20 protein-coding genes are annotated in these 16,546 nt (G+C 41.3%); 10 read left to right on the plus strand and 10 right to left on the minus strand.

Annotation, left to right across the window (positions count from 1 at the left end):
- Nucleotides 1-144: 144 nt before the first annotated feature.
- Together CSV79_RS01865 and CSV79_RS01870 are read left to right on the plus strand one after the other, a co-directional pair.
- Nucleotides 145-498 carry a hypothetical protein gene (locus tag CSV79_RS01865; protein ID WP_099687336.1) on the plus strand — a complete coding sequence of 118 codons (354 nt, stop codon included), beginning with the start codon at nt 145-147 and terminating at the stop codon, nt 496-498.
- A complete protein-coding gene (locus tag CSV79_RS01870) occupies nt 495-905 on the plus strand; it encodes a hypothetical protein (RefSeq protein WP_099687337.1) in 411 nt (136 codons plus the stop codon). Before CSV79_RS01865 ends, CSV79_RS01870 begins: the two co-directional genes overlap by 4 nt.
- A 48-nt stretch (nt 906-953) precedes the next feature.
- On the opposite strand, the gene CSV79_RS01875 is transcribed toward CSV79_RS01870, so the two are convergent.
- The 4 genes from CSV79_RS01875 to CSV79_RS01890 all read right to left on the minus strand — a co-directional run bounded on the left by CSV79_RS01875 (nt 954) and on the right by CSV79_RS01890 (nt 6,186).
- Entirely contained in the window at nt 954-3,107 is a 2,154-nt protein-coding gene (locus CSV79_RS01875; protein ID WP_099687338.1) for a peptidoglycan D,D-transpeptidase FtsI family protein, read from the minus strand.
- A 249-nt stretch (nt 3,108-3,356) separates the two neighbouring features.
- A complete protein-coding gene (locus CSV79_RS01880; RefSeq protein ID WP_099687339.1) occupies nt 3,357-3,965 on the minus strand; it encodes a superoxide dismutase in 609 nt (202 codons plus the stop codon).
- Between the two features lie 87 nt (nt 3,966-4,052).
- The gene (locus CSV79_RS01885; protein WP_099687433.1) at nt 4,053-4,535 is read right to left on the minus strand and encodes a DUF456 domain-containing protein; all 483 of its coding nucleotides are present in this window, start codon (nt 4,533-4,535) and stop codon (nt 4,053-4,055) included.
- A gap of 19 nt (nt 4,536-4,554) precedes the next feature.
- Nucleotides 4,555-6,186, minus strand: coding sequence for a Na/Pi cotransporter family protein (locus tag CSV79_RS01890; RefSeq protein ID WP_099687340.1), 1,632 nt, complete (start codon nt 6,184-6,186; stop codon nt 4,555-4,557).
- A 239-nt stretch (nt 6,187-6,425) separates the two neighbouring features.
- Between CSV79_RS01890 and CSV79_RS01895 the strand changes: the two genes are divergently transcribed.
- The 4 genes from CSV79_RS01895 to CSV79_RS01910 are packed head-to-tail and all read left to right on the plus strand — an operon-like array spanning nt 6,426 to nt 9,083.
- Nucleotides 6,426-6,929, plus strand: coding sequence for a DUF1189 family protein (locus CSV79_RS01895; RefSeq protein ID WP_099687341.1), 504 nt, complete (start codon nt 6,426-6,428; stop codon nt 6,927-6,929).
- A 46-nt stretch (nt 6,930-6,975) separates the two neighbouring features.
- Entirely contained in the window at nt 6,976-7,320 is a 345-nt protein-coding gene (locus tag CSV79_RS01900) for a hypothetical protein (protein WP_099687342.1), read from the plus strand.
- 51 nt (nt 7,321-7,371) lie between these two features.
- Nucleotides 7,372-8,496, plus strand: coding sequence for a flavodoxin-dependent (E)-4-hydroxy-3-methylbut-2-enyl-diphosphate synthase (gene ispG / locus CSV79_RS01905; RefSeq protein WP_099687343.1), 1,125 nt, complete (start codon nt 7,372-7,374; stop codon nt 8,494-8,496).
- Nucleotides 8,493-9,083, plus strand: coding sequence for a 5' nucleotidase, NT5C type (locus tag CSV79_RS01910; protein ID WP_099687344.1), 591 nt, complete (start codon nt 8,493-8,495; stop codon nt 9,081-9,083). Before ispG ends, CSV79_RS01910 begins: the two co-directional genes overlap by 4 nt.
- 151 nt (nt 9,084-9,234) lie before the next feature.
- Here CSV79_RS01910 and CSV79_RS01915 read toward each other — a convergent pair whose 3' ends face one another.
- Entirely contained in the window at nt 9,235-9,705 is a 471-nt protein-coding gene (locus CSV79_RS01915; RefSeq protein WP_099687345.1) for a peptide-methionine (S)-S-oxide reductase, read from the minus strand.
- Nucleotides 9,706-9,958: 253 nt separating this feature from the next.
- Here CSV79_RS01915 and CSV79_RS01920 point away from each other — a divergent pair, with 253 nt between their 5' ends.
- Complete coding sequence (locus CSV79_RS01920) at nt 9,959-10,123, plus strand: aspartyl-phosphate phosphatase Spo0E family protein (RefSeq protein WP_099687346.1); 165 nt, start codon at nt 9,959-9,961, stop codon at nt 10,121-10,123.
- Between the two features lie 105 nt (nt 10,124-10,228).
- Here CSV79_RS01920 and CSV79_RS01925 read toward each other — a convergent pair whose 3' ends face one another.
- Genes CSV79_RS01925 through CSV79_RS01935 form a run of 3 tightly spaced genes read right to left on the minus strand, consistent with a single transcriptional unit; the run spans nt 10,229 to nt 12,265 of the window.
- Nucleotides 10,229-10,642 carry a Fur family transcriptional regulator gene (locus tag CSV79_RS01925; RefSeq protein ID WP_099687347.1) on the minus strand — a complete coding sequence of 138 codons (414 nt, stop codon included), beginning with the start codon at nt 10,640-10,642 and terminating at the stop codon, nt 10,229-10,231.
- A gap of 25 nt (nt 10,643-10,667) precedes the next feature.
- Complete coding sequence (locus CSV79_RS01930; RefSeq protein WP_099687348.1) at nt 10,668-11,498, minus strand: metal ABC transporter permease; 831 nt, start codon at nt 11,496-11,498, stop codon at nt 10,668-10,670.
- A complete protein-coding gene (locus CSV79_RS01935; RefSeq protein WP_099687349.1) occupies nt 11,495-12,265 on the minus strand; it encodes a metal ABC transporter ATP-binding protein in 771 nt (256 codons plus the stop codon). Before CSV79_RS01935 ends, CSV79_RS01930 begins: the two co-directional genes overlap by 4 nt.
- A gap of 99 nt (nt 12,266-12,364) precedes the next feature.
- On the opposite strand from CSV79_RS01935, the gene CSV79_RS01940 reads away from it, so the two are divergent.
- Nucleotides 12,365-12,607 (plus strand): hypothetical protein, encoded by a 243-nt coding sequence (locus tag CSV79_RS01940; RefSeq protein WP_099687350.1) that lies wholly within the window; start codon nt 12,365-12,367, stop codon nt 12,605-12,607.
- Between the two features lie 32 nt (nt 12,608-12,639).
- Here the strand turns inward: CSV79_RS01940 and CSV79_RS01945 are convergent, their stop codons facing one another.
- Nucleotides 12,640-13,542 (minus strand): deoxyribonuclease IV, encoded by a 903-nt coding sequence (locus CSV79_RS01945; protein ID WP_099687351.1) that lies wholly within the window; start codon nt 13,540-13,542, stop codon nt 12,640-12,642.
- Nucleotides 13,539-14,834 (minus strand): DEAD/DEAH box helicase, encoded by a 1,296-nt coding sequence (locus CSV79_RS01950; RefSeq protein WP_099687352.1) that lies wholly within the window; start codon nt 14,832-14,834, stop codon nt 13,539-13,541. Before CSV79_RS01950 ends, CSV79_RS01945 begins: the two co-directional genes overlap by 4 nt.
- Before the next feature lie 111 nt (nt 14,835-14,945).
- Here CSV79_RS01950 and vrrA point away from each other — a divergent pair, with 111 nt between their 5' ends.
- Nucleotides 14,946-15,416: a VrrA/YqfQ family protein gene (gene vrrA, locus CSV79_RS01955; RefSeq protein WP_099687353.1), complete on the plus strand. Its 471-nt coding sequence runs from the start codon at nt 14,946-14,948 to the stop codon at nt 15,414-15,416.
- A 69-nt stretch (nt 15,417-15,485) separates the two neighbouring features.
- Nucleotides 15,486-16,451 carry a 4-hydroxy-3-methylbut-2-enyl diphosphate reductase gene (locus CSV79_RS01960; protein ID WP_099687434.1) on the plus strand — a complete coding sequence of 322 codons (966 nt, stop codon included), beginning with the start codon at nt 15,486-15,488 and terminating at the stop codon, nt 16,449-16,451.
- Nucleotides 16,452-16,546: the final 95 nt, after the last annotated feature.

Genomic DNA, 16,546 nt, shown 5'->3' on the forward strand with positions numbered 1-16,546 from the left:
ATAAAATAAAATATGAGCATGATCTATACGACTAATAAATTATATCATATATTTTTTCATTGTACAGCAGAAATGTTCAAATATCATTCATCTGCAGCCTATGGTATTATGTAGAAAACTCTAGTTATTTTGGAGGTACATACAATGGATATCCCGCTACTATTGCTTATTATCGGTGTAGTCGCTGTCGTCGCCTCTTTTTTCGTAGGTAGCGATACTCGGGTAGTGGAAGATGAACTGGAAAAGGTTTCAATTAGTCTCCATCAAGAAACGAGTAATTTGAAAAAACGCGTGCGTCTGTTGGAAGAGGAATTAATGATTGCAGCACCAGCACAAGAGAACTTTTCGGCGCCTAAAAAAACAATTCATGCGATTATCGTCAATCAAATCACTTCATTGCATAGTCAAGGCTATACCGTCCCTGAAATTTCGCAGAGATCTTCTCTTCCTGAAGATGAAGTCGTCGCTGTTCTGCGCTCTAAAGGAGTACGTTTATGATTAGACAAGTTTTACGAACAGTAGGCATCGGCTGTTTACTAGCTGGCGGTATTTTGTATATAGTCAATACCCCGCAAGAAACGGATGCTTCATTAGAAAAGGAATTGACTGCGATTCAAAAAGAATTGGCAGTTGTGAAAAAAGAGTTGGCAATTTCACAAACCGTTTCTTCCAAAACAACGAATACAAAAAAGTTCACTAACGCCCGTGAGTTCATCGTAGCGCCTGGAACTGTTTCTACTGATTTATCCAAGCAGCTAGAGCAAGAGAAGTTCATTGAAGGCGCAGAGAAGTTTGATGCGTATATGGAAGAGAACAACTATACAGACAAAATGAAATCCGGCACATTCACGCTATACGACGGCATGAGATTCCCAGACATCGCACGGGTGCTACTTGGATTATAACGGCAAAACAACCTCCTGCAAATCATGCAGGAGGTTGTTTTCATTTATCTACTTTTTAATTTTAATCTCTGGTGAAGAAGATTTAACCGCTTCTGCACTTCGTTGCCTTTTCAAATCAAAGAATACATCTAATGCTTCTCTCGCAATCTCACTCGCTGTTGCAGAAGGATAGCGCTTGGTATTTGTTGAGATATACGGCACAATCACCGAATAGGCAACTTGTGGGTTTTGAGATGGTGCATAGCCAACATGGGATAGATTGATTGTCGGAATGACCGGATTTGATTTATTTCCTGTGTAGTAGAACGATTCAGCCGTACCTGTTTTTCCGGCGCCGTCATATGAAGCGCCTGCTAGTAAACCGGATGCCGTTCCATTATTTCCGTAATAGACATAATGCATACCTTTTTTTACTTGATCGATTTCAGGTTGCGAATTCTTAATACGATTCAATACTTGTACAGGCTTTTCTTCAACCAATCGGCCGAGTACTTCCCCGTCCGGTGAAGGTTCACGTATTTCTTTGAGGATTCTCGGTGCAATCCGATAGCCATCTGATGCTATCGTCGCTACATACTGTGCCATTTGCAAGGGCGTGTACGTGTCGAACTGCCCAATAGAAAAGTCAAGTAGCTTTCCGGGAATCGTTTCAGTACCGGTCACCCCTGTATATTCCCCCGGCAGATCAATTCCGGTTTTCACACCTAAGCCAAAGGAAGCGAAGTTTTCTCGGAATGTATCGAATGCTTTCTTATCGATTGGTAAACCTTGTCCGGGTCGATACGTCGCGTTTCCTAGTCCCATCGCAATGCGGAACATATAAACGTTTGAAGAACGCCCGATAGCAGAAATATCATTTAGCGCTACGCGGCCATTCGGATTGAATAAGGATCGTTTGTAAGTGCCCCCGACATTAATCGGTTGGTCAATTTTCACTTCACCGATTCGTGCCGCACCTTCATGGTAACCCGTCAGCATTGTTGCCAATTTGACAGTGGAACCGACTTCATAGGCAGATGTAAACGTACCGTATGTATAATCTTGTATTGCCCATTTTCCGCTAGATTCATCTTTCACAACTTTTTTACCGACCAATGAGAGAATCTCACCATTATTCGGATCTAACATGACTAGGAAGGCAGATTCCAATGCGCCCGTGTTCGGTCCTTGTTTCAATCGCAATAATTTATTGGACACGACATTTTCTAATGCTTGTTGTAAATCAGAATCAGTTGTTAAAACAAGATCTTTTCCAGGCTCTCCTTCTCTCACTGTCTTCGTTTCTATCACTTTACCTGTTCTGTCTTTGATATTTTTCACAATCGTCTTTTGGCCTTTTAATAAATCCTCATAGTATGATTCCAAGTAACTTCTACCAACGCGGTCATTTCTCGAATAATCTCGTGCTAGGAAGTAGTTTACATGCGTACGTGGAATTCCTTCTAAAGGACTCGTTGTAGAACCAAGAATCGCACTATATGATTTCTTCACGCGAGCCCAATCCGTGGTCGTATTGAAACCCGGTAATTCATCCAGTCTTTCAGAGATAATAGCAAATTCCCTATCGGTCACTCCGTCACTTTTAATGATTTGCGGTGAATATGCATAACCTGCCATCATTTCCCGATAAATCGCAAGAACCTTCAAATCTTCAGCAGATAACGACGCCAACTCTTCATCTGTTATTCGATCACGCGTCAACTGATTGATTTGTCTTTGAATATCTTTTTTAGACAACTTATCGTTTTTACTTAAGTCGATTTGTTCTTGCTTCGATACTTTTTCAGCAGCTTTTTCAGAGTTTAACAAAATCCAAAAATCTCGCTTATCCCCCATTGTCACACGCCTCGTGTCTTGATCTATCCATTTAGAAACTTTCGTTGCAAGTTCCAACATTTCTTTTGTAGTGGTAGAAGATGTCTTCGTATATGTAATCGCGTTTTTTGCTTCATTATCTACGAGTACTTGCCCATTGCGATCATAAATTCTTCCTCGTGGTGTACTCGTATTAACAGCAATTTCTTCCGTACGTTCGAGTGCTCGTGTATAATCTTCCCCTTTGACGATTTGCAAATAACCAAGACGGAATATAAGCAATGAGAATAGAGCAAAGATTGTAACGAAAAGGACGTTCATTCGAAAAGGGATATGTTGACGTTGATTGGCGTTTGGCTGATCCGTCTTTCTGTGGTTTTTCTTCAACAGGAATCTCCTTTCTACGATTTTATATGTACGATAAATTATAGCATGAAAACATCAATGTTAAAGTATATGTTGTAAATATCAACTGCATCTTCACGCACCAGCCCCTCGGGTCGTTTCAGACTAGCAAGAAAGGCAAAAAGCGCCTTTATTGCTAGTCTTCCAACGCCTGTCGGGGCTAAACGGCGCTTTCCGCTTTTGAATAAAAGAACACACATCTAGACGAACTAGATGTGTGTTAGGTTTCAATTATTTAGCTGCTTGGTAACGCTTTTCAACTTCGTCCCAGTTTACTACGTTCCAGAATGCTGAAATGTAATCCGGACGACGGTTTTGGTAGTTTAAGTAGTATGCGTGCTCCCAGACGTCCAAACCTAGTAATGGTGTATTACCATCCATGTATGGAGAGTCTTGGTTAGGAGTTGATGTAACTTCGATTTCACCGTTGTTTACAGATAGCCACGCCCAGCCTGAACCGAAGCGAGTAGTTGCTGCTTTAGCGAACTCTTCTTTGAAAGCGTCAAAGCTACCGAATTTTTTGTCGATTGCTTGTGCAACTTCCCCAGTTGGGTTGCCGCCACCGTTTGGTGAAAGGATTGTCCAGAATAATGAGTGGTTTGAGTGTCCACCTGCATTATTACGTACAGCTCCACGTTTTTCTTCAGGAACATTATCCAAGTTTGCAATTAACTCATCAACTGGTAAGTTAAGAAGTTCATCGTGACCTGCCAATGCATTGTTCACGTTTGTAATATACGTGTTGTGGTGTTTCGTGTGATGGATGTTCATCGTTTCTTTGTCAATGTGTGGCTCCAACGCGTCATAAGCGTATGGTAGTTCTGGTAATTCATAAGCCATTTTCCATTCCTCCTCTAATTTATCTATGTTTTGCCCTACCCCTTAACATTATCAAAATATGAGGAAGCATTCAATTAAAAGGGACTTTTATTGGAGAAATATGAGGAATATAATGATCATGATTACCATAAGAACACCTTTTACTGCCACCGACGTCAAGAAACCGACAACAGAACCAATGCCCGTCTTGACTGCTTGTTTGAGACCGGAACGCGTAATGACTAATTCTGCGATAATTGCTCCTAGGAATGGCCCGATTAAAATACCAGCCAGCGGAATGACGAAAGGACCGATTAATAAGCCAATCGTACTGCCCCACATCCCCGCCTTACTGCCACCGAACTTTTTTACACCGACAAGGTTCGCCACGGTATCCGCACCAAACAGCAAAACGAGAAACAACACTTCGATGACCCAGAACAACCAAGTCAATTCTTCAAATGAAACAATCGCACCATATAATAAGAAGCCGGCGAAAAGGAAGATGACAGAAGGAATGATGGGATAAATCAATCCGACAAACGCAATGACAAACATGACAATTGCTACAATCCAGCCGATCCATATCATACCCATCACCCCTCCTTCATCAAACGTGCTTACCTAAAATAGCTTCTGCAATATTTACTGCGTGGTCACCGATTCGTTCCAAGTTTGAAACGATATCGACGAATACCATACCTGCCTGTGCACTACAATGCCCTTCATTTAGGCGAAGGATATGATTTTTACGGAAACGGCGCTCCATATTATCAATCAAATCTTCTTTCTCAGAAACCGTACGAGCCAGTCCAGTATCATTTTTATCCAATGATTCAATTGCTTTTTGAACTGTTTCAATCGTCAATGTGAACATTTCTGTCAAATCAACTATTGCATCGTCTGTAAGCTTCAATTTATTCGTTTCACGTAAATCGATTAACTCAACAATATTTTCGAAGTGGTCACCTATTCGTTCAATGTCGCGAACGCTATCCATTAACATGACGTGTCGTCCGGACTCTGCTGCCGATACGGTTACAGAAGACACTTCAACTAAATAATCCGTAATCTTCCGGTCGAGGTTGTTAATGGCATCTTCTATTTGATAGGCCGTCTCTGCATGCTTTTTCTGACCCGTCTTCAAATATTCGAATGTTTCGTTAAGACCCTGCACACTGAAATCACCCATACGGATAATTTCTTCTTTCGCTTGTCCAATCGCAACAGCTGGAGATTGGGCAATGAAACGACGGTCAAGGTGCTTCGGTTTGTATTCGATCGTCACATCTTCTCCTGGAATCATCTTCGTAACGAAATACGCCCACGCCCCGATGAACGGGAATTGAAGAACCGTATTCGCGATGTTAAATGAACCGTGAGCAAATGCTATCTGCATTTTACTCTCCAAATTCAAGACACCAGATATCCACTCTACGTACGCGGTGAATGGGATCAGCAACAACATGAAGATGACGGTACCGACAACATTAAATAGTACGTGTGTTGCAGCGGCACGTCTAGCGGCAACTGATGCACCGATGGAAGCTAATACAGCGGTAATGGTTGTCCCAATGTTGTCACCAAAAAGGATTGGCAATGCGGCTTTCATCGACACAAGATCTTCAGCGTACAGACCTTGCAAAATACCGACAGTTGCACTTGAACTCTGTACTATTAACGTAAAGATCGTACCTGCTACAACACCGAGTAAAGAGTGTTCACTCATCGCCAATGTTAAATCGGTAAACGCTTCTAATGAACGTAAAGGCTTCATACCGCCACTCATTAACTCCAAACCTAAAAACAATCCCCCGAAGCCGAAAATGACTTCCCCTAAGTTCTTAACTTTAGCTTTTTGAACAAAGAAAATCAGAAATGCACCAAATGCCATGATTGGCAATGCATAAGCCCCAACGTCAAGACCGATAATAAATGCTGTCACAGTTGTACCAATATTGGCACCCATAATGACACCGATCGCTTGGCGAAGCGTCATAAACCCAGCACTTACAAGTCCGACTGTAATAACAGTTGTACCCGAACTAGACTGAATCAGCACCGTTACGATAATACCGACAAGAACACCCATGAATGGATTGGTAGTGAAACGATCCAAGATTGCACGTAGTCTGTCTCCCGCAGCTTTTTGCAATCCATCCCCCATATACTTAATTGCGAATAGGAAAATTCCTAGTCCCCCAAGAAATTGGAATATAACTTCTTGCCAGTTTACATCCATTGAATTGTCAACCTCCATCAAACGATTTATCTACTGTCTAACCACTTCATTCCACACTTTACGTGTCCAAGAAGTTCACCTTATTATGTTGGGAAAGAAGATGATTGTAAAGTGTTGAACAACAATCTTTACATCACCTTAACAAAGCAACAATGATTTGTCATTAAAATGTCGAATTTTAGCCTAACGTGCAAGTTTCATAAAAATGATAGACTAGAGTATAAAGGGAGGCCAAGTCAGTGAAATTCCAACAGCTCTTTACAGCTTCATTGCACGAACCGAAGAAACTTGCCGCGTTTCGCTTACTGTCTATCGGTAAAGTCATACAATACATATTTATTTTCATCTTTCTCTACACGGCTGTATCATTTTTACAGTTTGTACTAGGTGATCATTCCATATTCCAGTCATCCCCGGAATTAGCTAAAATAGGCGAAACAATCGGTTTATTAATTTATCCGATCGCTTTTGTATTACAGTTGGTTATTATTACGTCGTATTTATTTATTCGCATCAGTATTTTTGCTATTATAGGAGTATTGCTATTGAAACTATTGCATCGCCGCGGTGAGTTCCGCTTTATGTGGCGAACAGCTGCGATTGCTGCGACACTTCCTATCTTGCTGACGATGGCGTTTGAATTTTTACCGATGATGCAACGCTACAGTATTTGGATCGCGTCACTTATCCATTTGCTCTATGTCTGGCGAGCGGCTACATACTATCCAAAACAGCCACGATGAATAGTCTTCCCTTTCCTCGCATAGTGTGAGGCAGGAGGGATGGACTATGAGAATATTTCTACTTGCACTCGCTGTTTTTTGTATCGTACATTTCGTTCGTGTGGACTTAACCGATGGGACAATCCCTCTTGCAGCCTTTTTTGAGGAAGAATCGTCCTGTATAGAGAAAACACCCAATCACACAATTGTCATTCGTGTGGTGGAAGGTGATACAATAGAATCGTTATTCGCATTATACCCAGATCCAGATCAAAACTTTCTCGAGAGGTTAGAACAATTTTACGCCATGAACCCTCATCTAGAGAAACAGCAATTCCAGGCTGGTGAACAAATTCAACTACCGATTGGCAAACAATCTGAGCCTGCCTGTCAGGACAACGACAAAAACTAATTTCCATTCCATCTCATGATGGCATGTATTCATTTGAAGGAGAGAAAAGTAATGACTGAAATGATTCATCGTTCTAAAACGCGCCCCGTTAAAGTTGGTAACCTAACGATTGGAGGAAGCGACGAACTATTTATTCAAAGTATGACGACTACGAAAACACATGATGTCGAGGCTACAGTTGCGGAGATTAAGCGTTTGGAAGAGGCAGGTTGTCAAATTGTGCGTGTGGCCTGTCCAGACGAACGTGCGGCTTATTCTATTGGTGAAATCAAAAAACAAATCAATATTCCACTGGTTGTAGATATTCACTTTGACTATAAATTAGCTTTGATCGCAATTGAACAAGGCGCAGACAAAATCCGTATCAACCCAGGAAACATTGGCCGTCAAACAAAGGTAGAAGCGGTCGTCAATGCAGCAAAAGCAAAAGGTATTCCGATTCGTATTGGTGTCAACGCAGGTTCATTAGAGAAAAAGATTCTTGAAAAATATGGTTATCCAACAGCTGAAGGTATGGTAGAAAGTGCCCTGCACCACATTAAAATCTTGGAAGACTTGGATTTCCACGATATTATCGTGTCGCTCAAAGCATCTGACGTCAACTTGGCGATTGAAGCTTATAAACTAGCTGCCGCAGCATTCGATTATCCATTACACTTAGGTATCACGGAATCTGGTACATTATTTGCAGGATCTATCAAGAGTGCGGCGGGTCTTGGTTCATTACTATCAGCAGGAATTGGGAATACGATGCGCGTATCGTTAAGCGCTGATCCAGTTCAAGAAATTAAAGTAGCGAAAGAGCTATTGAAAGTATTTGGCTTGTCTTCAAACTCCGCAACATTAATTTCTTGCCCGACATGTGGACGTATCGAAATCGACTTGATCTCGATTGCGAATGAAGTGGAAGAATACATCTCGAACATCAAAGCACCGCTTAAAGTCGCCGTACTAGGTTGCGCGGTAAACGGTCCAGGTGAAGCGAGAGAAGCCGATATCGGCATTGCTGGCGCACGTGGTGAAGGCTTATTGTTTATGCACGGTAAAACAGTTCGTAAAGTACCGGAAGAAACAATGGTTGAAGAACTAAAGAAAGAAATCGATATTCTTGCTGAACAATATTTCGAGAAGAAACGACAGGAAGAAGCCCTTATCCAAGGTGGCGCTTCGGAATGAAAGACATCCGTTTCGGCATCGATATTGACGGAACTGTAACATGTCCTACTGCCCTATTACCCCACATCAATAAACGTTTTGGTTCGAATCTGACACTCGCTGATATTAAAGAGTACGATCTAACTAAAGCATTCGATGTGGACCCTGAGCTATTCGGAAAATGGTATAAGGAAACAGAGGAACTGATTTATCAAACGTCACCTGCGCAACAGTTTGCAAAAGAAGTATTGACGAGCTGGCAGAAGCAATTTGAATTATTCTATATTTCAGCACGCGGACAAAACGTGCTAGAATGTACAACAAATTGGTTCCACGAACAGCAAATCCCATACGATCATGTGGAATTGATTGGCACACACTATAAGATTGAAGCAGCAAAACAATTTAACGTGGATGCTTTTTTCGAGGACAAACATGACAATGCGGTAGCAATCCATGAAGAACTAGACATTCCCGTCTTTTTGTTCGATACACCGTACAATCAGGATCCAATTCCAAAAGGTGTCATACGCGTGGCAAATTGGCGGCAGGCCGATCAATACGTCAGAAGATTGTTTTATGCGTCGGAAATGATTACGAATAAGTAAATGATGGAGCATCGCACGATTGCGATGCTCTTTTTGTATATGTGAACAAATGGATATAGAAGAATGTTTATATGGTAGTGAGATTCGCCTTAAACCTACTATATACTATATAAAAATCAGAGCGCGCGTATGGAATTGGTAGAACTATCCTTTACTTATACTTACTTAATATTTCTTCTGGAATATGACAATAATCATGTGGACATCTGGCTAACCGATCTTGATGTTCTTCTGCACTTCTGACATAGTTTGTAAGCGGTAATACTTCAACAACTATACGATCATAATCATCTCTTTCCTCAAGGAACACACGCGCCTCTTTTAAATGTTCAGGCTTTTCACTATATATACCTGTCCTGTATTTCTCGCCAACATCCTGTCCTTGTTTATTCAAACTGTATGGATCGATGATTTCAAATAAATAGCTCATTAATTCTTTGACCGTTACAACTGTCGGATCAAATAAGGTTTTAACACATTCAGCGTACCCATCATAATCACTTTCAAGTGTATGACTTATTCCATTGGCTCTTCCCGCTTCTGTAAAGTTAACACCAGGTAAAGTTTTTATAAAAGCCTGTACTCCCCATAAACATCCACCCGCAAAATATACGACTTCCATATGGACTCTCCTCTCTATTTTCATAAATTCATTCCAAGTAAATTAGCGAATTAAAAACCCTTTTCATATGTAAGAAAATATTGAATAGTTAAACATTATACACATTTTCGTCACGATTCACTAACAATTTAAAAGTCACCCAAAAAACGACATACTTTTCATTCTAGAATTTATATGATGTACAAGAAGCTTCAATACTAACAAGAAAATACTACATGCCTTGAAGCGTAATATATATTGCGGAGGAATATAAATGAAGAACGCGGTCAAAAGGAACTTAATCTTGTTTAGAATTAAAGTAAAAAGAATGGCTATGTATAAGAAAGCAGGACATTTAGGATTTACACATCCAAGCGTTGTAAAATGCAGCCAAGAGCTGGATACTTTATTAAACAAGGTGCAAGGAATTTGTTCTTAACTATGGAATAGGATCTACCAATAAAAAAAGACAGTTCCGGTTTTGGAACTGTCTATTCATATCTCCTAAAACTTTATATAAAAAGTTGAAAGTTCTACTTTCTACCTATTCAATACACTTCGGACATCTGCCATAAATCTCAAACTTATGTCCTTCAATCTCATACTCAGACAAATTCACTGTCACCATATCCATCGGGCAGCTCGGAATCGGTTTCGTGCTACCACAAGTAGTGCAAATAAAATGATGGTGATGATGGTCTATTGCGCATTGCATACGAAATAGTCGTTCTCCATTTAATTCCGTTTCATCTAAAATTCCAAGCTTTGAAAAAACCGCTAGATTACGGTAGATCGTATCAAAGCTAATGCCGGGATTATCTTGCTCTACCGCCACACGAACTTCCATGGCGGTTACATAGTTATCGGCTTCATCAAAAAATCGAAGCAAAATCTCTCTATTTTTCGTCCGTTTATAATCATGTTTAAATAAAATGTCCCACGCTTCATCTATCGTCATATCAACGCGCCCCTTTCCACGATCTTTATGACCGTATCTTTTTCCAAAAAAGCACAAATAACAAAATGATAACTGATGTGACAACAATCGTACCACCTGGCGCGATATCCAAATAATAAGCTGAAATCAAGCCGATAATTACGGCTACTTCACCAAACACGATGGAATACATAAGCGCACCTTTATAGCTTTTCGCCACTTGAATAGCTGCCGCCACGGGTAAAGTCATTAAAGATGAGACGAGCAAAATCCCAACAATCCGCATCGAAGCGCCAATCACTAACGCGGTAATAATCATAAATGCCGCCTGAATCACTTGTTCATTCACACCAGACACTCTCGCATACTCTGGATCAAACGCTAATGAAAATAACTCTTTGTACAGAAAATATAAGAATGCGATAACAATGATTGCAATCATGATGACAATATATAAATCTTGACGACTTACTGCGGAAACCGAGCCGAATAAATATCCGACCAAATCCGTACCAAAGCCTTTTGCTAATGAAATGAAAATCGCACCGAAGCCGATACCAGCAGATAAAATAATCGGAATCGCCAGCTCTTCAAAACTTTTGTACACCCTGCGCAAACGTTCAATGAGCAATGAGCCAACAACTGCTGCACCCATTCCTAAATAAACGGGATTTAACGCAGCAAAAAATAACACCTGCTGACTTAAATACAAACTACCCGCTATACCTGCTAATGCGACATGACTCAATGCATCAGAAATCATCGCCATTCGCCGGACCACGATAAACAGCCCTAGCATCGGTGCAATAATACCGATAATTAGTCCGGACAGCACCGCGTTTTGTAAAAATTCATATGTGAAAATCGCTTCAATCATGTAATCGGCTCCGTTTCTTTTTGATGAAGCCGACGAATTGGATGTCCGTACCAGCCGGACAATTCTGACTCAGTCATTTTATCATACTCTTCATGCGCCCCATGGAAATGAATTGTGCGGTTCAAACAAGCGACATGTGTCGCGAGTTGAGTCACTACATCAATTTCATGCGTAACCAATAAAATTGCAATTCCATATTCACGATTTAATTCGCTAAGCATAGAATAAAAGGATTCAACATTTTGCCGGTCAATCCCTACTGTCGGCTCATCCATAATCAGCAAATCCGGCTGACCGACAAGTGCTCTCGCGATAAATACACGTTGTTGTTGGCCGCCTGACAGATTGCCGATGCTCTCCTGTTGATAGTCCCCCATTTTAACGACATGTAGCGCATCTATTGCCTTCCGTTCGTCTTCTTTGTTTAATCGTTTGAACAGCCCTTTTCTACTCGTCAATCCACTCTTTACTACTTCAAGCACCGTTGCAGGAAACTTTGTCGAAAACGCATTGGACTTTTGTGACACATAGCCAATTCGTTGTTGCTGTTTAAATGAATCAATTGGGCCACCAAACAACTGAATTGTCCCTTCTGTCGGCTTTAGTAGCCCTAAAATAATTTTAAGTAATGTCGATTTACCCGAGCCGTTTGGACCGATTAACGCCCAAAACTCCCCTTGCTTCACTTCTAAACTAACGTCAGAAAGCGCAACGGAGTGATGATATTTATGTGTTATATGCTCTAATTTGATGATGGAACTGGCCATATACATATCCCTTCCTTTAATTCGTAATCATTCCGATTACTTTATGAATTATATAGGAATCTACGACGGGATACAACCATTTGAAAGGATTTGATGAGGATGGATTTACTACAGTTGATTCAGCAGATGAAAATGTTATCGGATGATGAGGCGAAGCGCTATGCAGCAGACAATGGCGTAGAGTTATCTGTAGGAGAAATCCGGCAGTTGCGACCAATGTTGGATGAAGTATCTCTCTCTTGGCTGTTCACGGGAATTCCGCCAACATTCATCGAGCGAGTGGCACAAATTATCGGTTATGAGAAAACGATGCTTTATTTGGAACAGTATCGACTACAATAAAAAAAGCGTTGCGGTTAAGCAACGCTTGAAGATTAGTTTTGTAATTCCTGCAATAAAGCAGGCGTAAATTGATTGTTTTTCAACATATCAATTTCTATCGCATAGGGTGCTTTTTTATTTGCTTTGTCTGTTCCGACGAAAGGCGTTTCCAAGATTTTTGGAACGTCCTTGAATGTCGGATGGTGGACGATATAAGCAAGTGGTTCGAAACCGATGTGACCGAAGCCAATGTTTTCATGACGGTCTTTTCCGGCGCCGCGTTCGTTTTTACTATCGTTCACGTGAATGACAGAAATTCGATCAAGTCCAACGATTTGGTCGAATTCATCCAGTACACCAGCGAAATCGTTGACGATGTCATAACCTGCGTCGTGAACGTGACACGTATCGAAGCAGACAGATAGGCGCTCGTTATTTTTCACACCATCAATGATCTTTGCGATTTCGTCGAAGCTTCTACCGCATTCCGTTCCTTTACCAGCCATCGTCTCAAGCGCAATACGAACGTTCGCGTCTTCAGAAAGGACTTCATTCAGACCTTCGATAATTTTCGCGATTCCTACGTCTGCCCCAGCGCCTACGTGGGCACCCGGATGCAAGACGATTTGGTTCACTCCCAGTGCTTCTGTGCGCTGAATTTCTTGTTGCAAGAAATCTACACCTAAGCGAAACGTTTCGGGTTTCGTTGTGTTGGCGACGTTGATGATATACGGAGCGTGGACCACGATATTGGATTGACCATTGGCTTTCATATGTTCCGTACCAAGTTCTATATTCAATTCTTCAATAGGTTTTCGTCTCGTGTTTTGTGGTGCTCCCGTATAAATCATAAATGTATTAGCTCCGTAGCCTAGCGCTTCTTCACTAGAGCCGAGCAACATTTTTTTGCCACTCATCGATACGTGGGACCCTAGAAGGATTTCGTTTGGTATCATGATCTCTTCTTCATTCTCCTTTGTCTCTTTTTAAATTTTTCTTGTTGTTCAACCATCTTTTTCTTATAGCCTGGCTTTACTTTATCTGGTTTACGAATTATGGAAGTAGCCTTCAAATCAATTTCATCTACTTCACGTACACGTTTCTTACGCGCTTGTCGTTCTTTGACTTCGATCCATTCACCATTTTTGACATCTTCATGAACAAACGGGATACCAAGCTTTTCAATGCGGTTAATCGCATCTTCATCTTCTGGCTTATATAGCGTAATCGCTGTGCCTTGTAGACCTGCACGCGCCGTCCGTCCTACACGGTGGATGAAGAATTCAAGGTCTTCCGGTAATTCAAAGTTGATAACATGGCTGACACCTGGGATGTCGATACCACGTGCCGCCAAGTCTGTTGCAACGATGTATTGATACTCAAGATCACGTACTTGTTTCATCGTCCGTGTGCGTTCGCGTGGTGTTAAATCACCATGGATTCGTCCTACTTTATGGCCGTGTTCAGCCAAATAATCCGCTAGTTGATTGGCATTCTGTTTTGTATTCATAAAGATAATTGCCAAGTACGGCTGAATTGCATCCATCACATGGAGCAATTTCTTGTTTTTATCCATACTTCTAACAGGCACTAAAGAATAATGCATATTCTCTGTCAATGGCTTTTTATCATCCATTTGCACATGTATAGGTGAATTCATATATTTCGCTAAAAACGGCTTCAATTTTTCAGGAATCGTCGCAGAGAATACATACATGTTGAGCTTACTAGGCATTCTTGAAGCGAATTTATCGATATCTTCAATGAATCCCATATCAAATGCTAGGTCCGCTTCATCGATCACGAGCTGTGTAGCCGTATGAATCGCTAAAGCACCTGTTTCCGACATATCTTGTATACGACCTGGCGTGCCGACGATGATATGTGGTGTGCTACGCAAACGTTCTGCAGAGCGTTTTTTATCAGTACCTCCGATGAGGATAGCACTTTTAATGTCTGTCCCGTCAATTAACTTCTTCAATTCATCATGTAATTGAACAGCTAATTCACGCGTTGGCGCAGTAATGACTGTTTGTAGTTCATCTTGTTCTGTATTAATTTTTTCAACAAGTGGGATTAAGAAACTATGGGATTTCCCTGTTCCTGTATGCGCTTGTCCAATCGCACTTGTATTTTTCATGATTAATGGAATCATTTCTTTTTGTATCGGTGTCGGTTCTTCAAACCCCAATTTTTGAATGGCTTCCCTCAAAAATGGTTTGAACTGGTAATCTGTAAATTTCGACATATCGTTCCTCCTCTAGCTTATTCCTTATTGTAACATGATTCGGTGCCATCAGTAGTTTTTTTCGCATAGGATAGCATAGTTGTACAGAAAATTTTCGGAAAGGAGTTCGTCATGAGATATCATTCTTTTTATCCGTTTAGTAATCAACAGCAGCCTATGACACCTGGGCCGCGTCCCCCGCAATTTCAGGGTGGTGGAACTCAACAACCTTTTCCTCAAGGGATGCAAGGTAATGCTGGCGGTTTTAGACCTCAAGGATCCCCTCAAGGTTCTATGACTTCACAAGGTATGCCACAGTCACAAGCAGGACAATCGGGCATGTCACGAGCAGACCAGTACATGCAGACCGCCAATCGCTTTTTAAATACCGCCCAACAATTTGCTCCCCTTATGCAACAGGTTGCGCCAATGCTTCAAAACTTACCCGCTATGTGGAAATTATATAAAGGGTTTCAATCTTTGCCAGATGCGCCTACTCCACCATCTGCTGGTCCTATAAATACCGCTGCGCCACGTGCTCAAGCACCACCCATACCTAATGATCAGCCTGCAGCACCAAGAATTTATCAACCACCCTTCTGAACTCTTTGAATCACCCGCCAATCTCCGCTATAATGAAAGAGAACTTACTAGAGGAGTGGAGTGGAAGAAATGAAAGTACTCAAGATTTCACCAAGAGGTTATTGTTATGGTGTGGTGGATGCGATGGTCATTGCTAGAAACGCTGCGCTTGATACATCCTTGCCGAGACCCATTTATATATTAGGCATGATTGTCCACAATAAACATGTAACGGACGCATTCGAAGAAGATGGGATCATTACGTTGGATGGCGAAAATAGACTAGATATATTACGTAAAGTAGATAAGGGAACGGTCATCTATACAGCACATGGCGTATCGCCCGAAGTACGTAAACTTGCAAAAGAAAAAGGATTAGTTGCGATTGATGCAACATGTCCAGATGTTTCGGTCACACATCATTTGATCGAAGAGAAAGTAGCGGAAGGCTATGATATTCTCTATATCGGCAAAAAACATCATCCAGAGCCTGAAGGAGCGATTGGTGTCGCGCCAGATTCTGTTCATTTAATTGAAAGAATAGAAGATATCGAAAACTTACAAATAAATAACGAAAAGCTGTTGGTTACGAATCAAACAACGATGAGCCAATGGGATGTTGCACATTTGATGGATGAATTACAGCGTAAGTTCCCGCATATTGAAGTCCATCAGGAAATTTGCTTAGCGACGCAAGTTCGTCAAGAAGCAGTTGCACAACAAGCGGGCGATGCAGATTTACTACTTGTCGTTGGCGATCCAAAGAGTAATAACTCCAATCGTTTGACACAAGTTTCTGTAGAGATCGCGAATACACCTTCTTACCGTATTTCAGACGTCTCAGAAATCGATCCCGCATGGTTGATGGATATTGAGACAGTAGCTGTTACAGCAGGTGCTTCGACGCCTACAGTGATCGTTAGAGAAGTTATTTCTTACTTGAGCGACTTCGATGCGGCTGACCCTGCTACGCATCACCCTGAACGCAAATTTAAGCTTGATAAGATCTTACCGAAGATCAAAAATCCAAGTCCCGTTATTCGAATTGAACCATAAGTTGACTTCATAAAAAACACCGCCCAGAGATTTCTCTTGGCGGTGTTTTGCTTGTGGATAACAGTAAGTAGAAACGGATACTTGGTGAGTGGTTC

The sequence above is a fragment of the Sporosarcina sp. P13 genome (assembly GCF_002743055.1).
Lineage (GTDB): Bacteria > Bacillota > Bacilli > Bacillales_A > Planococcaceae > Sporosarcina.

Excerpts from the sequence above, each read along its gene's own strand:
- CSV79_RS01880 (WP_099687339.1), bottom strand. The coding sequence starts at position 3,965 with ATGGCTTATGAATTACCAGAACTACCATACGCTTATGACGCGTTGGAG.
- CSV79_RS01945 (WP_099687351.1), bottom strand. The coding sequence starts at position 13,542 with ATGATACCAAACGAAATCCTTCTAGGGTCCCACGTATCGATGAGTGGC.
- CSV79_RS01920 (WP_099687346.1), top strand. The coding sequence starts at position 9,959 with ATGAAGAACGCGGTCAAAAGGAACTTAATCTTGTTTAGAATTAAAGTA.
- CSV79_RS01910 (WP_099687344.1), top strand. The coding sequence starts at position 8,493 with ATGAAAGACATCCGTTTCGGCATCGATATTGACGGAACTGTAACATGT.
- ispG (WP_099687343.1), top strand. The coding sequence starts at position 7,372 with ATGACTGAAATGATTCATCGTTCTAAAACGCGCCCCGTTAAAGTTGGT.
- CSV79_RS01865 (WP_099687336.1), top strand. The coding sequence starts at position 145 with ATGGATATCCCGCTACTATTGCTTATTATCGGTGTAGTCGCTGTCGTC.
- CSV79_RS01940 (WP_099687350.1), top strand. The coding sequence starts at position 12,365 with ATGGATTTACTACAGTTGATTCAGCAGATGAAAATGTTATCGGATGAT.
- CSV79_RS01885 (WP_099687433.1), bottom strand. The coding sequence starts at position 4,535 with ATGATATGGATCGGCTGGATTGTAGCAATTGTCATGTTTGTCATTGCG.
- vrrA (WP_099687353.1), top strand. The coding sequence starts at position 14,946 with ATGAGATATCATTCTTTTTATCCGTTTAGTAATCAACAGCAGCCTATG.
- CSV79_RS01950 (WP_099687352.1), bottom strand. The coding sequence starts at position 14,834 with ATGTCGAAATTTACAGATTACCAGTTCAAACCATTTTTGAGGGAAGCC.
- CSV79_RS01870 (WP_099687337.1), top strand. The coding sequence starts at position 495 with ATGATTAGACAAGTTTTACGAACAGTAGGCATCGGCTGTTTACTAGCT.
- CSV79_RS01890 (WP_099687340.1), bottom strand. The coding sequence starts at position 6,186 with ATGGATGTAAACTGGCAAGAAGTTATATTCCAATTTCTTGGGGGACTA.
- CSV79_RS01935 (WP_099687349.1), bottom strand. The coding sequence starts at position 12,265 with ATGGCCAGTTCCATCATCAAATTAGAGCATATAACACATAAATATCAT.
- CSV79_RS01900 (WP_099687342.1), top strand. The coding sequence starts at position 6,976 with ATGAGAATATTTCTACTTGCACTCGCTGTTTTTTGTATCGTACATTTC.
- CSV79_RS01930 (WP_099687348.1), bottom strand. The coding sequence starts at position 11,498 with ATGATTGAAGCGATTTTCACATATGAATTTTTACAAAACGCGGTGCTG.
- CSV79_RS01915 (WP_099687345.1), bottom strand. The coding sequence starts at position 9,705 with ATGGAAGTCGTATATTTTGCGGGTGGATGTTTATGGGGAGTACAGGCT.
- CSV79_RS01960 (WP_099687434.1), top strand. The coding sequence starts at position 15,486 with ATGAAAGTACTCAAGATTTCACCAAGAGGTTATTGTTATGGTGTGGTG.
- CSV79_RS01925 (WP_099687347.1), bottom strand. The coding sequence starts at position 10,642 with ATGACGATAGATGAAGCGTGGGACATTTTATTTAAACATGATTATAAA.